The sequence below is a fragment of the Haloarcula argentinensis DSM 12282 genome (genome assembly GCA_000336895.1).
GTDB lineage: Archaea > Halobacteriota > Halobacteria > Halobacteriales > Haloarculaceae > Haloarcula > Haloarcula argentinensis.
On sequence record AOLX01000026.1, the window covers coordinates 181,981 to 200,840 of the forward strand.

Here is an 18,860-nt window from a genome sequence, read left to right on the forward strand (position 1 = left end):
ACCTAACATACCTAAATTCTGACTCATCAAAATGCTTGGCATCGGGCAGGGTTGACGCGATGGACGTGTCAGAGCCGCTACTGGGGCAAATTCAGATTCTCTTCTTTTTCAAGCAAATCTACCGCAGTTTGAAGCGACGCCGAGGCGTCTTCGAGTTCGTCGGAAACCTTCGAGTTCGCGTTTTCTTCCCGGACAAGGCGGACTTGCTTGATCACCTCCCGCAGTCTGTCAACGTCGTTGATCATATGGTTTCAGCTGATGCTATTACGTCACACCGAATATAACGCCATATTCACCACTATCCTCACACTCCCTTCAGTTAGTTTACAATGTTCGCGGTCAGTTTCTACGCCTACCGAGCAGCCATTTCACCGGCTTCTAATGAATACCGAACTCATACTGACACCAACCGCTATGTACCAGAATGGTCACTACGGCGTAGCGCTGCTGGCCGTCGCCCCGGTCGGCGCGATCCTCATCGCCGCAGGCCTGTTCGAGCTCGCCGTCGCTGCGGGAGTCGCGGCGGTCGCCCTCGCGATGGTGCCCGACCTTGACCAGCGCGTGCCGGGGATCACCCACCGTGGCCCGACCCACACGGTCTGGTTCGCGCTGGTGGTCGGCGCGATCACGGCTCCGGGTGCGGTGGCACTCACCATCGCCGGCCCTGTCGTGTCGGCGGTGACAGGGTTCGTTGTTGGTGCGGGAACTATCCTGTCGCATATCGCTGCTGATGCTCTCACGCCGGCTGGCGTCCGGCCGTGGCGTCCCGCCGACGATACACATTACTCGCTTGATGTTGTCGCAGCGAAGAATCCACTCGCGAATTACGCGCTGTTGGGACTGGGGATCGCCAGCGCGGCACTCGGCGGCTGGGTCGGGACCACAGTCGCAAGCGTCTAGCCGACACAGCGACTGGCTGGCAGTGAGTATTGTTTCGCAGCGGGAGACACACCACTGTTTCCGGAGTAAACTAACACAGTGAGAAACACTTGCAGGGTGGTGCCAAGTTACAAATTTTGTCTATTGTCCGTGTGGGTGATACCCGGCACCAGGACGGAGTTGGTTGGAGTCGAGTCGTCGCTGGCAGACATCTCTGCCTTGATCCGGACTCTCTCTCGGGTGTTCTTGATCAGTTGCCGATTGAATACCAGTATCGTCACACATCTCATCATGAAGATGAGTACCAAGACTCCTGCAGTCAATGGCTCAGTCATATCAGTAGTTGATAGCGCTACTTTTCTGCTCAGGTGAGTCCTTGAAACTGAAGCGACTGACTCGGCATAGACTAGATGACTGATTTGTTATTGTAAGAGGGGCGACCTATTCCAGTTGGGAACAAGTCTTCATTCCGTGATAGTGGTGATCTCAAAACGAGCACCACCTTCTTTTCCAATCGTCGCTGTAATGCTCCAACCGTGAGCCGCAATAATTTCATCGACGATGGCTAACCCAAGACCTGTTCCGCTTGATGAACTCGTCATACCCCATTCAAAAATTTCGTCGCTAGGATCTTCTGAGAACCCGACTCCATCATCCTCGATATAGAACCCAGATTGTTCAATACGACCTACCCGAATAGTTGTTAGCTGATCACCACCGTGCACAATGGCATTCCGGAACAGGTTTTCAAACGCCTGTCTGAGGCGAGATTCGTCAGCTTCGAGCGTAGCCAAGTCCTCTATCTGGCAATCTATGTCTCCCGTTTCTACAGTCTCCCATGCCGAGCGTGCAACCGAATCAAGCGCAACTGACTCTCTTTCATCTTTAGGCTGTGTCTGTTGCGTAAGGGCAAGTGTGTCTGTGATTATCATCTCGATTCGATCAAGGGACCGGTCAATTGCGTCGATATGTTCAGAATCTACTGACTCTTGCATCAGCGTTAGATGACCTTGTGCGACGTTCAGCGGGTTGCGAAGATCGTGTGACAGAACACTGGTTAAACGACCTAATCGTTCGTTTTTCTCCTCTAACTCGATACTATGTGCCTGGAGTTGTTTCTTTTGAAGTCGAAACTGGAGAGACAGCGCGACGAGCACGCCGTTTCCAACGATTCCGATCGCAATGCCATTGAGGAAAACAGGAAATAGGCTGTCTATCTGCCCGCCCTCCAAGTTTACTACAAAAACGATCCATGCAGTAATTCCAGTGAACAAGATACCCCCTGTAACGAAACCCAAGGCTACGAGAAATCGCTGGCGACTGTCAAATCTGAATGAATCATTGCGGGAGAGCCACTGCCCGAATCCAATTATGCCGCTGGCAGATGCGAGTGGAACAGCGAGTTCTGCTCCATCAGCCGCGAGTGATTGATGATCGATTACAGAGAACCCCATAGTGACAAATAATAGTAACACTCCCACGCCTTCTATGGACCATCGGGGAAGTGCTTGCCACATGTTCTAAACTCTATTAGGAGCGTGTTGAAAAAGATGCAGCGGTTTCCACTACACCCTCTCGACCTAAACCAATCAATATTTTTGAATAAAGTATTCATACATCACCGACGGTGTCCTGAGGATTATAGAATTACTGCTGGATCTGCACTCTCTACTGAATAGGAATTTCATTTCTATGGCTGCATAGAGAAGCCGGATTCGCAACTACTGCTTAGGTTCCGGCGAGTTGGTTGTAGGCGATACCCCATGCAGACAAAAGATCACGACCGCTCGGCGTTCTGCGAGACCCGAGACCGGATGTCGTCGATGATCTCCTCGGTTGGCTGGCGCGACCCGATGCGGAGGTCCGTCCCACTCGCCGACGGTTGGGCGTCGTGGATGTCGACCAACTCCGGCGTCGGCAACTGTTCGAACTTGCGCGACTCGACGAGCGACCAGTCCGTCCGGTCGGCCGACAGCGTGACCGTGCCCTCGACTACAGGCGTGTCCAGTTCGCCGGCGAGTTGCTCGGCCACGAGCGTACACTCTCGGTCCGTCGTTAGCCCGGTGATCGGGCGGACGATCGTGTGTGGATCCGAGACGCTGGTTGCCGACTCGCCGACAGGCCGGTAGCCGTAGTCGATGGCGACCTCTTGCCCGTCGCTGATGTTCCCGGTCGACAGCGCGACCAGTTCGCCGGGCTGGGCGTTGAGGCTGTAGTCCTGGCCCTCGACGTACTCGGTCGACGTTCCGGGATCGTAGACGGTCTCCCGCCCGTGGACGAGCTCGTCCTCATCCAGCGCGACAGGCGTGTCGTGCTGGACAGTCACGCGCCCATCGCGCCGGCGCAGCACCGAGCCCTTGATGACGACCTTGTCGACGGCCTGCTCGACGCGACGCTCATACTCCCAGTTCGAGACGTCCGTCTCCTCGTCTGCCGTCCGCTGTCCTGCCTCCGTCCAGATGATCTTGTACGAGTCGCCATCGCGGACGGCTTGCCAGACCGTGCCCGGCGGCGCGATCTGGTTCAAGACAGATTCGACAGAGTCGTCGAAGGTCTGGTTGATGACCAGCGGCGTGTCGCTCAGTTCTGCATAGAGTTCGAACGAATCAATCGACTGGGTCTGATAGCCCGTCGATGGTGACTGGGTCCGCCCACTCCCGTAGCGGCCGATCCCGAAGCGGGCTCGGACGCTGCTCGAGGAGTCCGAGAAGGTGACGTCAATCGACTCGGTGTTGTTCTCTGAGCCGTCGTTCGGCTGGTACGTCGACCCGTTGTCGTTCGAGACTTGGATCTGCTGGGCGTTCGCCGTGTTATCATAGACGGCCGTCAGTTGCGCAGCTTCGGCCGCCAGTGACGTCGTCACATCCTTCGTGTCGATAAGCTGCAGCCGTGGATATGGCTGCGGGCCGGGTAGATAGCCGTTGCTGTCGACGTTCGACGGAAATGAATAGTCAAAACGGTCGTCAGTTAGCCCGAGCGTGTCGACCTCCAGCACGTTTCCGTTTGATTCGGTGATCGTGATCTCAACATCAACCGAGCTGCCGGCAGAGATCGCAGGCGCGTTGCCATCAGCGCTTGTCTCGAGAAATGCATATGAGTCGAAGCCGAACCCGCCAGCAGGGATATTGTACACGGTGTTCCCACCGATTGTGACTTCGAACCCGGGACCTGACCCGCTCGGTGCACGCAGGCGGATCGTCGCCGCGAGGGTCTCGGCTGGGATATCGTACTGCGGCGTCCACGAGTAGTCGAGGTAGTGCGTCGTGGAACTCATCTGGACTGCTTCGCCGGCGCTGGCGTTGGAGTTCGAAACCGTGCCGCCGAAGAACGTCTCGGTCTCGGCCTCCTGCAGCCACGACGTCTGGTACTGGTAGATCTTCCCGTTCGAGATCGTCATCGGGACATCGTCCGAGAACGACGGGAGGGCATCGGCCCACTCGCTCGTTGTATCGGCTGACAGGATCAGTTTGCCCGACGCGTTGCTCGGCGGCGCATCCACATCAGGCGTGTACGGCGTCTGGTTGATGACGTCCTGGGCGACGAGATGCGCGGCCTTGGTGTCGACTTCCAACCTGACGCGCTCGTCGAGCTCGACAGCGCCGCGGCCTTCGAGCACCCAGCCCCGCTCGGTCGCCCGGGGGTTGTCGACTTGATCGACGGGCAGCCGGACCCCGTTGTACCAGACACGCATCGGCTGGCCATCGAAGTCCCCCTTGGCGTAGCGGTCGCTCGCCCGCACGGGAACCGACAGCCGTGGCAGGCCGTTGATGGTCGGCTTCGGCGTCGGCTCGCCGACGGTGTCGGGACGCCAGACGGTCCCGTTTGGATGGTCAACCTCAACGTACCAGCCACGGGCGGGCACGGTCGTCGTCACTACTCACGCACCTCCGATTTGGCGACGATATCGAGCACCTCGCCGGCGGCCTGATTAGCCGGACTGGCGATGGGGTTCAGTCGGTCGATGAGGCCTTGCGGCGGCGGGGATCCGTTGTCGGGGACCGTCCACAGCGCGTCATCACGGCCACGCTTGAGCGTCAGATCCAGCCGATGCGTGTCGCCGTTGCCGGTGTTGATCCAGTCGGTCTGTGCATCGATCCGTTCGACACCGATGCGAGCCAGATCCAGCGTTCGCAGCCGCCAGTCCGAGCTCCCCAACGAGACGCTGTCGTAGGACGAGCCGGTCCACCGCGACGCCGAGAGCAGCTGCCCGTCTGTATCGGCCTCTAGCCGGAGCTTGTCGCTCTCTAAGATGGGCGTGCCGACGAACTCATGACTGGTGACGAAACAGCGCTGCCACGTCGGGTCGACCGTCCGCGTCTCACCGTTGACCGTCGTTGTCGCGACCTTGTTCCGGTTGTAATCGTCCCAGACACGGACGTCCGTCGGCCACTCGGCGCCGTAGGCGATGTAGTGCAGGAGGACCGGGTTGTCCATGCCGGGCTCGGTCGCGTCGTAGATCTCGATGTCGTCATGCTCGCCCGAGACGGTGCGCTGGACCGTCGCCGGCGCTTTCGCTCCGGTGACGTGGTCCCACCATTCGACGTTGTCGGCTCGTACGGACAGCCCGACCTGCGCTGTCGACGAGGAGCCAAATGGGTTATCGACTGGCTGCGGGTTGCAGTACAGTGCTCGAAGGTGTGACTCCTGCGTACCGGCCCGAGAGAGCTGTCCGTCGAAGCGCTGGAGTTCCGACGCCTGGGGTGTCGCCTGATCGATGGTGATGTCTTCAACGACGACGTAGGCGTCTTGCTGGACGTCGTCGCCGAACCACGGCACGACCTCGATACCCGTCGCCGAGAACAACTCCTCGAACTCACGAGCGAGCTTCCCGGCGTACTTGCCTGCGATCACGCCGGCCAGCGGGCGGGTGCTTGGGTCAGCGGCGAGCGAGTCGACCTCCGGCGCGTCGCTGTTGAGCGGTGAATTGCTCGCGACCCGTAGCGTCTGGCTCGTGCTCGGTTGCTCTAGCGCCGCCTCGGAGATCCGGAGTGCGTACAGTGTCCGCGTCATCCGTTCTGCTCCGTCCCGCTCATCGGTTGGCTCAAGTCCTGTGTCCGGACACACGTCAGCGACAGCGGCGCTGTCGAGCTATCGCTCTGCCGGATGTCCACGCTCGGGTCCTCGATGTAGACGTCGACGCCGTCCTGCGGCATGAATCCGCCCGGCGAATAGCCGCCGTAGATGAGTTTCGCCGGCGTCAGCGAGTCTGTCCCCGTTTCGAGGTAGTTCAGCAGGACTTCGGCCTTCTGTATCCTATCGCCGCCGGTCGCCGAGCCGGGATCGAGGACTGACGCATCATCGGAGTAGCCCCACTGGCCGTCTTCGACGCAGTTCAGTTCGGCGTCAATCTGCCATACTCGCTGTCCTGCACCGTTGTCGATACTGATCCCGTCGAGTTGGACGTCGTCGACGACACGAGAGATTGCCGAGAGTGCTTGCGAAAACCCATTCGACACGAGTTGCCCCGTACGAATGATTTCCTCAACTGTGCTCTTAGGGAGATGGAATTTTCCTGTTCGATACGTGCCGTCGACGTAGCCGGTTATCTCGATGATGGGGTACGATTGTGCTGTCATTGTCAGTTCATGGCCGAAAACTTACTGTTACTCATCGTATCTGTGTCACTATGGAACTCTCCGAAGACTGGGGTATGCTATCCGCCGCGGTTGCTGGTGTCGCAGGTATTCTTTACGCTGTTCTCGACGGAGACATCTTTCTGGGAGCGTTAGCTGTTCTGGTCATCCGTCTTGCTTACGAGATTGTTGGGCTACGCTCGCACGTCAGAGAAGTCGAAAGCTAAAGCCGCCTCTCAAGCGATGATTTGACGTCCTCTACAGCCGAGTCGATGATGTCCTGTTTTTCGCGCCGGTCCAGACTTGCATCCTGCTGCACGGTGACCGTGGTTTCGTTGTTGACTGTCGTCTGTCGCGTCGGCCGCCGTCTTCCGCGACCAGCGCCAAACCCTGGGAGGCTTTGGCTGGTAAAGTCGTTGAGTGTGTCCAGCAACTGTGGGAGAATTACTGGCGGTGCACCAACACCACCGGCACTCGACCCAGAGAGACTCACACTACTTCCGAGCTTCTTCATGCTACCAGCAACACCGCCGATCCCGATTGCTTTGACTACGTCCTTCGCACTGATGTCGGTCACGGGGTCGATGATGTCCCCGACGTTCGGCGCGACTGGCCCGTCGATGACGTCACTCGCTGCGACGGCGGCCGTGCTGCCGATCGTCGCCGACGCCCCGATGGTAGCCCCCTGTGCAATGAGGTCGACGGCATTGACGACGGCCGGGTCGCTGATGACACTCTCAGACGTGACGCGAGCTTTGTCCTGAACGATGTCAGCGGCGGTGACGGCTGCTTGGCCAGCCAAAAGGTCCGCCGGCGTCACTGTCGCTCCTTGAGCAATCACGTTCGCCGCAGCGACAGCCGTCGGATCAACCACGTCGCTTTCGGACGTGTCGCCAGTCCCGCCGGGATCAGGCCGTGGGCCGGGCTGTGGGCCATCGTTTGGGGACTTCGACACAGCGAGCGTGCTGAGTGCGCCGGCAGTCAGTGCGGCTCCGCCGGCAGTGAGCTTCCCAAGGCGTTTGAGGCTCCGCAGCATCGAGAAGTCGCCCGATTCGTTCGTGTCCAGCAACTCTCGAAGGAGATCGTTGCGCGTCTCGGCGAGGTCGACGGTCCGGTCGAGGTGGTCAACGGCCTGGCGGATACCCTGGCCACGACCACCCCGGGTCCCACCGCTCGCGACGTTCGATGCGTTGACGGCGAACTTGTCCTGCAGGTCAGCGGTGGCGTTGTTTTCGATGGATTCGATGACGAGGTTGCCCTCGGCGGTAAAATCGCTCACCGGTCAGTCACCTCCGAGGCCGCCCAGCGTCCCGCGGACATCGAGGATATCGTGGATCGCAAGCCAGTCCAGCACGGCCGGCCACGGCATCGCGTCGAAGTCCTCGATGGTGCCGCCGCGGTCAAGATACGCCGCCCGAGCATAGCGGTAAACGGTGCGCTGGTCAAGCTCATCTTCGGTCAGGTCTCCTTTGGCGAGTCGCTGGAGTGAGTCCCGTTTCCCTCGGGGTCGAGCAACTCGTTGATGCGGGCCGCACACCACTCGCGATAGTACGGATGGAGCTGTCCGACGGCGGCGGCTTCTTGATCGTCGGTCATATCTTCGCCGACGTAGGGCGCTTCGACCGTGCCGTCGGCGACGAGCAGAATTTCCGACCCCTCGCCGCCGTTGTCCGCGACCTCGGACTTGATGCTGTCCATCGCGCCGGCGCGGACGGCCCCTAGCGTGACGCCGTCGACGTCTTCGTCCCACATCCCGAAGTCGTCGGATTCGAAGGCACGGTCACGGGCCCAGACCGCGCCCTTGCGCTGGGTCGCCAGGTCCGCCCGCTGCTGAGCGCGCTGTGGATACAGCGGGTTGTCCTCGTCCATGTCCTCGAGCTCGTCGGCGATGTCTTCGATCTGCTCCTCGAGTTCGGCGATACTCTCTTCGAAGGTGATGTAGGTGTCGTTGAAGGTCATGCGATGATCACCGCCGGCTTGCCGTCTGCATTCCAGCTGATCGACTCGGTTGTCTCATCTTCGGAGATGACGTTGTTCCAGGCCTCGGTCGCCACCTTGAGCGCCGAGAAGTCGTACGTCGAAACCTGGGTCCCGTCGATGGTGACGTCGATGCTGCCAGGCACGGAGACGAGTCGGTCCTGTGGCTCGGTCGCGTCGGCGGCTCCAAGCGCGTACTCCAGCCGGGACGGGCCGCTGAAGATGGCTTCAGTCGTGACCTCTGTCTCCGGTTTCTCGATGACAGCATCGACGGGTTCCGGCGACACCGAACCGTACTGGAACCGAGCGATGTTGCTGATCGATATCTCGGCCGACTGGAGTTTCGTGATCGTGGCACCGTCGATATCCACAGTGATCGCATGCGACGGTGCCGACGTCCCGGTCGAGACGGCCGTCACGTTCGATGGCGTGATGCTGGTCGAGAGGTTTTCGCTCGCGTACAGGAACGAGATGGCGAACGTCGCCATCCCGCCCTGCTCGTAGCTGACCGGCGTGCAGTCGACCGGGATGCAGCCGACGAGCTCCCGTTCGGCGACGCCGTCCAGGTAGTCGACGCCGGCGTAGATCCGTCCCGAGTTCGGCCGGCCGTTCGTGAACTGTGTGCCGCCGTCGTTGAACACGAGGTCCTCGACGTCGTTGAACGTATCCGACGAGATGATCGCCTCAACCTCGACAGCGCCCTCGAAACTAGTTTTCACGCTCTCCACGCTCTCGACCGCGCCGGCCTCGTCAAGGCGTTGGAGTTGGTTGTCCAGCGATAGGTCACTCAGCGTCGGATCTCGTCCGAACTGCCAGTACTGCGGGTCGCTGTTGGTGTCGGTCACCAGCGAGCCCTTGAACGACTGTTCTTTCCCAAACACGAGGCTGCCAGAGCCGCTGCTGGTCATGCTGTACCACCGCTAATCGTCTGTCTCATGATCATAATGAACTCCTGAAAAACTGCCGCGTGCCCAATCCTCTGCCCCGGGGCTTTGGGGCGTCATCAGACCTCTGTTACGGTACCCAAGCTATGAAACAGGAACTATTGAGCGATCATTACTGCTTATAACTTTACGCTCGGAGCTGCTCGTTTATTTTTTCCTCAGATACAGCCTCGTTTTCTGACGGTGCATCTGACTGAATAGCCCGACGTTCTTCATGTGGCAGTTCTACCCACGGAACTTCGATGATTGGCTCGTCTCGAAATCCAACTGGATGACCAAACTCAACGAAGGGGTGAGTCTTGTTTGGTCGTTCGCCTAAGAACTCGCCGTGGTCTGCCGAAATAACGGTCTTGCCCGACAGGTCACTGGCAAGTTGCTCAACATCATCTAATACAATATTGAGATTCTTCCTGTATCGATTGGCAGGTATTACTATTTCAGCGCAGTCAGTATTTATAAACGAACTTACTCAACGAAAGTTTTTATTTTGTCTATACTTTAGCAGGCATACCTGATGAGCTCTCGTAAAAAGCAACTCTTCGCCCTTTTTGTCATATTCTTCACATCCGCCTGTATTATGTTTATATTCGGCATTTTGAATAGAGAGTATGGCGTTGAAGTCGGGTTTGGGCTCTGTATAGCGATCATATTCATTTGTGGCTACATTGACCTGTTCACAGATATCTCGGTTCCCATCCCTGGACACCAATGAACCGAAAAGAACGGCTTACTTACACAATTGGCCTTCTTGGACTGGCAGGTGCCACTGTCTCTGGGGCTTCAACACCTGCGACCTCGTATGAATTGTCAATTCTGCGCGCCACGCCCCCGCTGTTTTGGGTTGGAGTTGGGCTAACTATCGCGATCGCCATTATTGGTGTCTTTTATCTTGATCGGCCACATGCCAAGATTCTCGCGGCTGGCTTGGGTGTCGCAGCGACTGTCCTCATTGCCCTCCTACCGGCACTCCGTGGCTACTACTTCTACGGCCTCGCGGACTCTCTCCAACATCTCGGATGGACAAAGGATATTAGAATTACAAGTGCAGTTATTGAGGAAAACCCATACCCTGGTATCCACATCATGTCGGAGTTGCTTGCTCGCGTGATGGGGATACCTGCGCGACGGACATTATTGTTGATCGTCCCACTATACTTTGCTCTCTACGCATTGGGTGCGTCGTTACTCGCTCGTCTACTGCTTGGCCAGCAGGGGAGAGCGGGGTACCAAGCAATTGCCGTCGGGTTACTGGTGTCGATCCTCACACCACCGATAATCGCACCAAGACTTCCGAATTTTCAGCCAATAGCTACCGACGCCGGACTGTTCATTCTACCACTTGCGGTATATTTAGGTATCCGAGTAGCATCGTCGTCGCATCGCCAACAGTCAATCTATCTTGCGTTGCTCTGTATCCTGATGTCACTAACGTTGTATCACCCACAACAGGGACTAGTTGCGATTGTGCTGCTATGTGTATTTGCCCTCTCCGGCCTGCTTATTCCATGGCAAGACAATAACTTGGCCAGCGGGAGGGTCCTTAGTTCAGGGTTGGTGGCCTCGATTTTCTTGGCTTGGTGGCTTTCAACGCGAGAGTTGCTCGGTAGCGCAGTTACCGCACTCATTACCAAACTGCAAGCATCGGACACCGGGGCCTCGGCAGCAACCCCTGGATCGGCGTTTGAGCAGATCGGCGGCTCCGTGTTGACACTCTTTGTCAAGTCACTTTCAATCCATCTTGCTATCGCCATCGTCACGGTCGTTTCTAGCTGTCTCGCTCTTTACCGTGTCTGGGCCTACTACAGAGACCGGGAAGGTGAGCCACCAGTTGTGTCAGGACAACTAGTGCGGTATATTCTTGGGTTCCTCCCAGTTTTGGGGCTCGTTATTCTTTATCTTCCAACTGGAGACATCCCCCAGGCAGTTCGCTACGTTGGGATCCTTGTCGCACTGGGGGCCCCTGTCACTGCCGCACAACTCGTTTCAATCAGCAATAGTCAGTATCGGCGAGTCACCCTGATGGTTGTGTTGGTACTCGGGGCATCCCTTGCAGTCCCTGCTATGTTTCGGTCGCCGTATCTGTATTCACCAACTCCACACGTTACCGAAACGCAACTTGACACGTATGCGTGGACCTTCGATAACAGTCAGACCGCAACGCCAGTCATGTCGGTCAATACTGATGTAAAGCGGCAATTGCTTGCCCTGGAAGGATTTCGCGAGGGGAATAGACGGTGGTGGGTCGGTGAGTATAACCCAGACATCGAGACGTCCCGCGGGGTAGGGTTCGTGCCGGCACACTTCGCAAATAGGTCACTTACGACTCTGGGTCGGGCGTCGACGTGGCACTTAGTCTCGACAGATTATGCACGGCAGCGTAATGTCGAACTCTATGATGGACTGCGATTTAACGAGGGTGATTACGCGTATCTTGAATCCAACCGCCAAATCCATCGCGTCTACACAAACGGCGGCGCTGAAGTCTACCAGATACAGCGAAACCAGACGGCGTAACCGTGTGTCACCAATTCACACAGCTTGTCGACAGAGAGAAAAATTATAGCGCTTTTTACCGAGGACTAACCATAGTATACGGCTCACTGCTGACCGGTTAGGCCGTCCACGCATCTACCCACCCACCGTTGGGATTGATCGCGCGATAGCGAACGAAGTTATACTGATCGGCCCCGTCTCCGATCTCGAAGCACTTCTGCGACCACGTTCCATCACGATACTTGTTGATGGAGATACAGTCGTCGGTGCGAAGATTACGACGTGCGAGAGACGTTGCCGCTCCTATCGCCTGTCGAACTGTTGAAGCTGACAGTGGGGCCGCCCATGTCGACAGCGACGTTGTCGTTTGCGACCGCCCCCGCAACCCCCGAGAACAGTAGGCCAGCCGTCCCTGGGTCGGACGGGTTGCCGTGGATAACGTTGTCGTTGGCAAACACGTTGTCTACTTCGATTCGGAGACCGTGATATGACGCACCAGTAATGTACTTGGCAGTGTTCCCCTCGACAGTGTGCTCACCGCCCGCAGCGATGCGGTAGCCGTTGCCGTTCTCGGTCTCTACGTAGTTGTCAACTATCGATCCCGTGCCAGCGAACCCCGTCACGTTGACCGAGTTGTTGGGACCGTCGATGATGGTGTTGCCGTCGAGGACGAAATCCCCGATGTCTTGCATCCGCAGATCGCCGCCGACGATGCGATTATCCGACACATCAACATCTTCGACGTTGCCCGCCCAGATGCCCGTCCCGCTGGTCGTTGTACAATCGTTGTCGGAGATAGTCACATCCAGTTCAACGACTGTTGAGCTGCCAGTCTGAGTCTTGGTGACGATGATGACCTGCTCGTTTGAGTCTTTAAACTCGTTTTGTTTGATTCGCACCCGTCCTGTCGTTGTCGGCTCCCGAATCGCAACCGCACACCGCTTGAGACCCTCGCCGTCGTTGTTTTTGATGATATACTTCTCCACCCCTGCCCCAGTCGGTGTCACGTCATACCCTGCGATATTGTCCTTGCCGAGGCAGTCCCCTGCGATGTGGCTGCCCTGCGTCGACCCATCAGGACCAACTGTCAGTGTGTTGTGCTCGATGATTGCGGTTTGAGTTAGTCGGTTGTTGTAGCCCAGCGAATCGAGTGAGATGTTTCGCTCGTAGGCGTTCGTAAACTCCGATTTTCGGACGATAAGTTTCCGACACGATGATTCGACGTGCCGCGTCGGGTTGCCATCAAACTCGCAGTTGACAGCCTCAACAGTGTCGGCAGGATAGACAGCGTGGAGGCTCGACGTGTCGTCTGGCTGGTCGCCCGTCGCCCGCGTTGGGATCGCGTCCAAAAATTTCACATTCTCGGTTTTGAGATGGCCCACGTCCCCCGCTTCGACGAGATGTGCCGTGGTTGCATCCCCAGGGTTGTTTGGCGCGTTGCCATCAAGCCTGATGTCCTTGATTGTGAGGGAGCCGACAGCAGAGTTGGTCCCGACTGCGATCATCCCCGTGTCAGCCCCGTCAGCGGTCTTGATAAACGATGACTCTGGCCCTGCCCCACAGAGAGTCACATCGTCGACGCCGTCGATCTCAATGGTCGTGTCGTGTTTGACGCGCCCAACCCAGACTGTCTCACCATCGCTAAGCTCCTGTGGCAATGCTTCCAGATCTGATTTGGTTTTGATGATGTGGTCAGCGACGCCAGCGAGTTTGTCTGTATTGAGCGCTGGCCCTTCGAGCGTTCCGTCCTGCTTTTCTCGCCACTGGTTGAGAAATCTGAATAGTCCCATTGTTAGTGTGCCTGCTGGATGGTGATGTCAGCGGTCTCTCCGGCCGCCGCTGCGGAGGTCACTCGGACCCGGATGTACGCGTCGCCGGCGACGAACGTGTCCCGGATATCCTGGAGATCGTCGACGTCGGCTGCGGCGTAGGTCTCTTCGGCCTCGAACCAGTCCTGCGGGTCGCCGGTTGGACTGACGTCAAGGGCGTACGATGCGTCGGCTGTCGCGTCGATGTTGAGCGAGACGAGCGCGTCGCCGGGCGTTTCTGCTCGCAGAACCACGCCGGTCGTGCTGATGTCAGCACCGCTCGCTCGGGTTTTGGATTGTTTCTGAACCATCTGTTGTCCTAATTCGTGGACGTGTCGCCGTCGAACCAGACGACGCTGTCCTCATCTTCGAGGTAGTACAAGCCGGGCTCGCCGTCGGACAGGTCAGCTTCCGACGCGACCGTCGTCACGCCGACGTTGCCGTCAGATAGCAGCTGGTCGATCCGGTCAAAGGCTTGCCCGTACAGCGTCACCCAGTTCGGCGTTCCGTCGTACCCAACCGCAGGGTACTCGATGCCGTAGGTGTCTGTCGTCTCTGTCGTGTCGTTTGCCATACGAAAAGGCTCCTCAGATATCTGGCAGCCGCTCGAACCCGTCGAACAAGACGTCGACGTCGTAGCGGTAGTAGTCCGACCACGTCTGGCTCTGTGGCGCCGCGTTCGTCAGCTCCAGATGCGTGTAGTCGATGCTCGGCGTCCCGGTGTCGGGGAAGCTCCGGACACGGAGGATCGCCCGTCGGATCACCCGAACCAGCGAGGACCAGGGCGCTCCGCTGTCCCCGGACTCGTCGACGTAGCCGTACTTGTCTGCGGTCAGACCCTCGATACGGATGCCAGCAACTCGCTCGATATCGTGGTCGTACTCGGTCCCGATCGGCGTCGACGACTCGTCGACACTGGCGATCGAGACGATGTTGCCACGCCTCAGTTCGCTCTTGCGCTGTTCGATGTCGTCCTCGTCCTCGACGTCTTGCCGGTCGATCAACGCCAGCGGGGGCGGGTCCTCGCCGGCGGGTCGCATCCCGGCCGGAAGGCTGCCAGCGCCGTACTCTTCGCGTATCCGCTCGATCAGAAAGTCGACCTCCTCAGTCATCCTTGCCCGACCTCCCGTCGAAGCCAGTTGAGGCTGTCACGGATCGCGCGGGACTCCGGGATCCCTCCCGTCTCGCTGCCCCATTCAACCGATTCCGTCTGGATCCACTGGTCGGCCTCTTCCCAGAAAAAGTGCAGAAGCGGGTCGCCCTCGATGGTGTGCGGGCTGACGCCGAACTCGTAGAACATCGGCAGGTCGCCCTCCCACGACCATTCGACGTGGATGGACGTCCGGTCGCGCGTGAAGTCGACGCCGCCGAACGTCGCCGGGAAGAACTCGAGGTCGTACCCCTGCTGACCGGCATAGCTGTCGATGGCGTTGTGGGCCTGCTGCACGCTCTGGTACACGAGGTTGCCCTGGGCGCCGACCATCGTTTCCTCGACGCCGTCCAGCAGGCTCTGTCTAGCCGCGTCGGACGGTGCCCGCGGGACGCTGATGTCGAGCGTCGCGCCGAGCGGGTCGGTGGTGAGCTCGAGGTCAAACTCGATAGTGACCGAGACGTCTGCCACGTCACCGGTACACCTCCAACAACTCCTCGGACTTGCGCTCGAACTGGTCGGCTAGCGATTCGACGCTGCGGACGCGGGCGTTCTCGGGAATCTGTACGGCGGCTTCGTCGACGAAGTCAGACGCGGCTCGGAACGCGACAGCGCGGCGAATCGTCTGCGGCAGCCCCTCGTAGCCATACTCGAAAAAGGCATACACAGCGTTACTGAACGTGTCCAGCTTCCACTCGTCTGCCGTGTCGTCGTACAGGTTCGACACGTCGAGATAGAGCGCGGACCAGCCGCCGTTGTTGACACGCACGTAGGCATCATCGCCCAAGCCGTCGGGGGACTGCCCGACACTGTAGTCATCGCTCGCCACCCAGTCCGTGTAGCTCCCGTCGCCATCGCGAACGAGTAGCTTCGTGACGGCGCCGGCGTCGCGACGGGCGAGGTCGAGTTTGGTGTACGACCCCTGCCACGTCTTCGGCGCTGGTCCGTCGTCATCAACGACGATCGCCGACGGCGTCGGGATATCTTGCTCGTCATCCCGGGACTTGGGCCCGGTCGGAATGTCGATGTCGGTGGCTTCGTCGAGGATGTCTGCCCCCGCCGGCGCGTACCAGTGGCGCTTTAGCGTCTTTTCCAGCCACTCGGTCTGTGCCGTGATCGAGTCGACGGCGATCTGCTTGTCTTGGGAGATGTCGCCCGGTAGCGACGCCTCTTGCATCGCCCGACGCAGGTCCTCAAGCGTGCAGTACCCGACGGATGGCATACGTTAGTCCTCCTTGACAGCGTTGATGCGGCTCTGGATAGCCTCGATAGCGGTGTCGCGAGTGTCGCCGGCCTCTTCCGCCTCGTAGACGGCTGCCAGCACGTCGATGTCGTCGATGTCGTTGAGTTTGTCGCGAAGCTCTTTGACCGAGTGTTCGCTCGGGTCGGGGATCGGGGCCCCAGCATCGGGTGGCCCGTCCTCTTGGCCGACAGCCTCATCGCCGGCGTCGTCGACCGCCTCGAAGTCCTCGTGATCTGCGAGATACGCATCGAGCTCGTCGTCAACGGTCTTTGCATCGCCGGGCTCGAACTGGCGCCCGCCGACACGGTAGATGCCGCCGTCAGCAGTGTACCGGACTGTTGGCATGACTAGCCACCTCAGGCAGTCGCGACGTTGTTGATGAGGACTGCGCCCTCTTCGTCTTCGACTTGGAAGTCGTCCCGGGTCCGCATGAAGTAGCGGGCGAAGAGGTCGTTCTCGGCGGTCTTGTCGGTCGTGTCGAGCACCTCGACCTCGGTATCTCGCCAGACACCGTAGATGAGGTTCTCGGGGTAGGTGAACAGCGCCGTCCCCTCGGGCCAGCCGGCGAACCCGTAGACGTCGTAGTTGAACGGCGTGAGGTCCTCGTCGCTGAAGATGACCGCGGCGCCGAGTGGGTCCTCCCGCTGCGTGAGGTCGTACTCCCAGTCCTCGATCTGGGAGAGGTTCATCATGTAGACGGGCTCGTTGACCGTCGCCGACCGCTTGAACTTGTTCGGGAGCGCCGCCCGAGCCTCGTGGAACAGGCTCGTGTCGATGGCCCCGCCAGCGTGGTCGTAGATGTTGGTGCCGCTTCGGTCGTTGAGGATCTTGAGCCACCCGTCGTTCTGGGTGAGGAACGCCTGGCTGTCCCCGCCGGACGTGTCCGTCGTGTCGCCGTTGATCCCGAGGTCCTGCGTGTCGACGGCCCACTGGCGGGCCATCTTGTCCAGCACGATCTCGTCGACCTGTCCGATGGTATCTTCAACACTCTCGCGGGGCAGGTCCCAGTCAAGGACGCCTTTTTCGGCATCCATCTTGATGCCGTCCGTATCGACCGACGCGGAGCCGTTGGAGGTTCCCTCTTCGGTGCCGGCACCACGTCGCTGACGCTCGCCAACCCCGATACGAGGGAGCTCCATCTTCGGCCGTGGCAGGATCTCCGTTCGGACCATGTCCATCAGCATGGCCGTATCCTGCACCCGACTGTACCACTCATTGAAGAGGTCCCGCGGCATCACGCCGCCGGAGAGATCGGCCGGGGAGACGTCCTTGAGTGCGTCCTCGTTGGCCTTCCGGACGCCAGTCATCCCGGCGTACGCATCGGCGCTCATCGGCCACCTCCGGACTGCGCGGCCAGGTCATTCAGCTTCGACTTGGGGGTGAAGAACGCGGCGCGTTCGTCGATGCCGCCGTCGTCGCTTCCCTTCTCGGCGCCGGTCAGCTGCTGGGACTCGGTTGTCCCGGTCTGCTTGGAGATGGCGTCGATGCGCTCGGCGTTCTTCTGCGTCTGCTCGACGACTGCCTTTGCCCATTCGGGGGCATCCTCCAGCGGGTCGTCGTCGCCGTCGGCGTTCTGGAGTTCGTCCAGCCGCTCGGCGTTTTCTTCGGTCTGTTCCATCAGCTCCTGTGCCCATTCGGGGGGCGAGTCGTCCTTGTTAGACATGTCGTCTCCGGTGGCGTCTTTGCCACCGTCGTCGTCCGGCGTGTCGCCGCCGGGGGCGTGGTTGTCGGCTTCCTTCGCCGATGTCGAGCCATCTAGGGCCTCGGGCCCGCTGCCGTCATCGGAGCCAGTCAGTGTGTTGAGAAACGCCGTCGCGGCGCTGGTCAGCTTGCTCTTCGCGCCGGGCTCGCTTGCCCCGTCGACGTTGACGCCACGGTCAAGAACATCCCACAGTCGCTCGGCCTCCTCTTCAGAGTGGCCGCGCTCCAGCGCCTCCTCGATGAACCCGTCGCGGTTCCCGAGGTGGTCCGCCAAGCGCTTCTCTGCAGTCGCAACCTGTGCCTTCGACGCCGAGAGGATCTGGGCATCGGGCACCGCCGGGATGTCGACCGCGCTGACCTCCTGCATGATGCCGTCGGTCAACTCCCAGTACTCCTCGACGTCGACGGAGTCGGGGACGGAGACCTCGTCGGGGAGGTCGTCCGGATCGTCACCGTTGTACGACCAGTCGACGTTGACTGCGCCGATGGAGTGTCCGCCGAGGATATCGTCCTCGACGAGACTCCAGAGCTCATCGTCGTGGTAGGCCCAGGTCTGGATCCATGCGCCGGCGTCGACGGTCTGCCCGCCGATCTCTTCGGCCTCGTCGAGGACCTCGTTGCGTTCGAGCGTCATCCAGTCGGACGGCCAGACGGCGTGCATCACGCCGCCATCCGCCTCGCCGACGTCGACGAACGCTTCGAACTGGGCGGCGAACGCCTGGAGGGTCTCGGGCCGCTCCCAGTCGCCGTGATGGTCGACCGTCCACGGGACCATGACGACGCCCGTTGCGGTCTGGGCGTCCTCGTCCTTCTGGACGTAGTCGACGCGTTTCTCGTAGTGCTGTTCGTCGCGCTGGTTCGTCATGTATCAGCCCTCGTCGTTGGCGGCGTCATCGCCATCCTCGTCGTCGGCACGACCGGTGTCGAGGACGGCGCGCTTTTCGCCGCGCTCCTTGTCGCTGTTCTTACTCATGTGAGAATCGTGCCCGGTCATGCCTCGCGCGGGGAGCCGGGGACTCCCGCGGTCATCGGAAACCAATACTTAACAAGTGCCCCAGTGTCTAATTTAACATGCCAAGAAGCTTTAATGAC

Annotated in this window: 21 protein-coding genes; 4 read left to right on the forward strand and 17 right to left on the reverse strand. The window is 59.5% G+C overall.

The window, feature by feature from the left end; genetic code table 11:
* Positions 1-77 precede the first annotated feature (77 nt).
* Complete coding sequence (locus tag C443_RS21530) at positions 78-245, reverse strand: hypothetical protein (protein ID WP_160163364.1); 168 nt, start codon at positions 243-245, stop codon at positions 78-80.
* Positions 246-414: 169 nt separating this feature from the next.
* On the opposite strand from C443_RS21530, the gene C443_RS17520 reads away from it, so the two are divergent.
* Entirely contained in the window at positions 415-900 is a 486-nt protein-coding gene (locus C443_RS17520) for a metal-dependent hydrolase (RefSeq protein ID WP_049944126.1), read from the forward strand.
* Between the two features lie 443 nt (positions 901-1,343).
* Here the strand turns inward: C443_RS17520 and C443_RS17530 are convergent, their stop codons facing one another.
* The 4 genes from C443_RS17530 to C443_RS17545 all read right to left on the reverse strand — a co-directional run bounded on the left by C443_RS17530 (position 1,344) and on the right by C443_RS17545 (position 6,455).
* Positions 1,344-2,396: a sensor histidine kinase gene (locus C443_RS17530; RefSeq protein WP_049944122.1), complete on the reverse strand. Its 1,053-nt coding sequence runs from the start codon at positions 2,394-2,396 to the stop codon at positions 1,344-1,346.
* A 260-nt stretch (positions 2,397-2,656) separates the two neighbouring features.
* On the reverse strand, positions 2,657-4,753 hold the full coding sequence (locus C443_RS17535) for a hypothetical protein (RefSeq protein ID WP_005538056.1): 2,097 nt from the start codon (positions 4,751-4,753) through the stop codon (positions 2,657-2,659).
* Positions 4,753-5,889 carry a hypothetical protein gene (locus C443_RS17540; protein ID WP_005538057.1) on the reverse strand — a complete coding sequence of 379 codons (1,137 nt, stop codon included), beginning with the start codon at positions 5,887-5,889 and terminating at the stop codon, positions 4,753-4,755. Before C443_RS17540 ends, C443_RS17535 begins: the two co-directional genes overlap by 1 nt.
* The gene (locus tag C443_RS17545; RefSeq protein ID WP_005538059.1) at positions 5,886-6,455 is read right to left on the reverse strand and encodes a hypothetical protein; all 570 of its coding nucleotides are present in this window, start codon (positions 6,453-6,455) and stop codon (positions 5,886-5,888) included. The genes C443_RS17540 and C443_RS17545 overlap by 4 nt, the downstream gene beginning before the upstream one ends.
* Positions 6,456-6,505: 50 nt before the next feature.
* Between C443_RS17545 and C443_RS21535 the strand changes: the two genes are divergently transcribed.
* Positions 6,506-6,679, forward strand: a complete 174-nt coding sequence (locus C443_RS21535) for a hypothetical protein (RefSeq protein ID WP_160163365.1) — start codon at positions 6,506-6,508, stop codon at positions 6,677-6,679.
* Here C443_RS21535 and C443_RS17550 read toward each other — a convergent pair.
* Entirely contained in the window at positions 6,676-7,731 is a 1,056-nt protein-coding gene (locus C443_RS17550; RefSeq protein WP_005538060.1) for a hypothetical protein, read from the reverse strand. The genes C443_RS21535 and C443_RS17550 overlap by 4 nt on opposite strands.
* 51 nt (positions 7,732-7,782) lie before the next feature.
* Between C443_RS17550 and C443_RS21540 the strand changes: the two genes are divergently transcribed.
* Positions 7,783-7,941 carry a hypothetical protein gene (locus C443_RS21540; RefSeq protein WP_160163366.1) on the forward strand — a complete coding sequence of 53 codons (159 nt, stop codon included), beginning with the start codon at positions 7,783-7,785 and terminating at the stop codon, positions 7,939-7,941.
* Here the strand turns inward: C443_RS21540 and C443_RS17555 are convergent.
* Positions 7,911-8,411 carry a hypothetical protein gene (locus C443_RS17555; protein WP_005538062.1) on the reverse strand — a complete coding sequence of 167 codons (501 nt, stop codon included), beginning with the start codon at positions 8,409-8,411 and terminating at the stop codon, positions 7,911-7,913. The genes C443_RS21540 and C443_RS17555 overlap by 31 nt on opposite strands.
* On the reverse strand, positions 8,408-9,337 hold the full coding sequence (locus C443_RS17560) for a phage tail tube protein (RefSeq protein WP_005538063.1): 930 nt from the start codon (positions 9,335-9,337) through the stop codon (positions 8,408-8,410). Before C443_RS17560 ends, C443_RS17555 begins: the two co-directional genes overlap by 4 nt.
* Positions 9,338-10,081: 744 nt before the next feature.
* Here C443_RS17560 and C443_RS17570 point away from each other — a divergent pair.
* Positions 10,082-11,887, forward strand: coding sequence for a hypothetical protein (locus C443_RS17570; RefSeq protein WP_049944123.1), 1,806 nt, complete (start codon positions 10,082-10,084; stop codon positions 11,885-11,887).
* Between the two features lie 254 nt (positions 11,888-12,141).
* Here C443_RS17570 and C443_RS17575 read toward each other — a convergent pair whose 3' ends face one another.
* From C443_RS17575 to C443_RS17615, 9 genes are read right to left on the reverse strand one after another with little or no spacing between them, the layout of a single operon-like run.
* Positions 12,142-13,656, reverse strand: a complete 1,515-nt coding sequence (locus C443_RS17575) for a right-handed parallel beta-helix repeat-containing protein (RefSeq protein WP_005538066.1) — start codon at positions 13,654-13,656, stop codon at positions 12,142-12,144.
* A gap of 2 nt (positions 13,657-13,658) precedes the next feature.
* Positions 13,659-13,985, reverse strand: coding sequence for a hypothetical protein (locus tag C443_RS17580; RefSeq protein WP_005538067.1), 327 nt, complete (start codon positions 13,983-13,985; stop codon positions 13,659-13,661).
* An 8-nt stretch (positions 13,986-13,993) separates the two neighbouring features.
* Positions 13,994-14,248, reverse strand: a complete 255-nt coding sequence (locus C443_RS17585; RefSeq protein WP_005538068.1) for a hypothetical protein — start codon at positions 14,246-14,248, stop codon at positions 13,994-13,996.
* Between the two features lie 13 nt (positions 14,249-14,261).
* Positions 14,262-14,786 (reverse strand): hypothetical protein, encoded by a 525-nt coding sequence (locus tag C443_RS17590; RefSeq protein WP_005538069.1) that lies wholly within the window; start codon positions 14,784-14,786, stop codon positions 14,262-14,264.
* Positions 14,783-15,295 (reverse strand): hypothetical protein, encoded by a 513-nt coding sequence (locus tag C443_RS17595; protein ID WP_005538070.1) that lies wholly within the window; start codon positions 15,293-15,295, stop codon positions 14,783-14,785. Before C443_RS17595 ends, C443_RS17590 begins: the two co-directional genes overlap by 4 nt.
* Position 15,296: 1 nt before the next feature.
* Entirely contained in the window at positions 15,297-16,046 is a 750-nt protein-coding gene (locus C443_RS17600; protein WP_005538071.1) for a hypothetical protein, read from the reverse strand.
* Positions 16,047-16,049: 3 nt separating this feature from the next.
* Positions 16,050-16,412, reverse strand: coding sequence for a hypothetical protein (locus C443_RS17605; RefSeq protein WP_005538072.1), 363 nt, complete (start codon positions 16,410-16,412; stop codon positions 16,050-16,052).
* 11 nt (positions 16,413-16,423) lie between these two features.
* The gene (locus C443_RS17610) at positions 16,424-17,398 is read right to left on the reverse strand and encodes a phage major capsid protein (RefSeq protein WP_005538073.1); all 975 of its coding nucleotides are present in this window, start codon (positions 17,396-17,398) and stop codon (positions 16,424-16,426) included.
* Complete coding sequence (locus C443_RS17615; RefSeq protein WP_005538074.1) at positions 17,395-18,633, reverse strand: XkdF-like putative serine protease domain-containing protein; 1,239 nt, start codon at positions 18,631-18,633, stop codon at positions 17,395-17,397. The genes C443_RS17610 and C443_RS17615 overlap by 4 nt, the downstream gene beginning before the upstream one ends.
* Between the last annotated feature and the right edge of the window lie 227 nt (positions 18,634-18,860).

Coding starts and splice junctions, on each gene's coding strand:
- C443_RS21530 (WP_160163364.1), bottom strand. CDS start 245: ATGATCAACGACGTTGACAGACTGCGGGAGGTGATCAAGCAAGTCCGC.
- C443_RS21535 (WP_160163365.1), top strand. CDS start 6,506: ATGGAACTCTCCGAAGACTGGGGTATGCTATCCGCCGCGGTTGCTGGT.
- C443_RS17600 (WP_005538071.1), bottom strand. CDS start 16,046: ATGCCATCCGTCGGGTACTGCACGCTTGAGGACCTGCGTCGGGCGATG.
- C443_RS17605 (WP_005538072.1), bottom strand. CDS start 16,412: ATGCCAACAGTCCGGTACACTGCTGACGGCGGCATCTACCGTGTCGGC.
- C443_RS17540 (WP_005538057.1), bottom strand. CDS start 5,889: ATGACGCGGACACTGTACGCACTCCGGATCTCCGAGGCGGCGCTAGAG.
- C443_RS17580 (WP_005538067.1), bottom strand. CDS start 13,985: ATGGTTCAGAAACAATCCAAAACCCGAGCGAGCGGTGCTGACATCAGC.
- C443_RS17585 (WP_005538068.1), bottom strand. CDS start 14,248: ATGGCAAACGACACGACAGAGACGACAGACACCTACGGCATCGAGTAC.
- C443_RS17520 (WP_049944126.1), top strand. CDS start 415: ATGTACCAGAATGGTCACTACGGCGTAGCGCTGCTGGCCGTCGCCCCG.
- C443_RS17615 (WP_005538074.1), bottom strand. CDS start 18,633: ATGACGAACCAGCGCGACGAACAGCACTACGAGAAACGCGTCGACTAC.
- C443_RS17590 (WP_005538069.1), bottom strand. CDS start 14,786: ATGACTGAGGAGGTCGACTTTCTGATCGAGCGGATACGCGAAGAGTAC.
- C443_RS17530 (WP_049944122.1), bottom strand. CDS start 2,396: ATGTGGCAAGCACTTCCCCGATGGTCCATAGAAGGCGTGGGAGTGTTA.
- C443_RS17555 (WP_005538062.1), bottom strand. CDS start 8,411: ATGACCTTCAACGACACCTACATCACCTTCGAAGAGAGTATCGCCGAA.
- C443_RS17610 (WP_005538073.1), bottom strand. CDS start 17,398: ATGAGCGCCGATGCGTACGCCGGGATGACTGGCGTCCGGAAGGCCAAC.
- C443_RS17545 (WP_005538059.1), bottom strand. CDS start 6,455: ATGACAGCACAATCGTACCCCATCATCGAGATAACCGGCTACGTCGAC.
- C443_RS17575 (WP_005538066.1), bottom strand. CDS start 13,656: ATGGGACTATTCAGATTTCTCAACCAGTGGCGAGAAAAGCAGGACGGA.
- C443_RS17570 (WP_049944123.1), top strand. CDS start 10,082: ATGAACCGAAAAGAACGGCTTACTTACACAATTGGCCTTCTTGGACTG.
- C443_RS17560 (WP_005538063.1), bottom strand. CDS start 9,337: ATGACCAGCAGCGGCTCTGGCAGCCTCGTGTTTGGGAAAGAACAGTCG.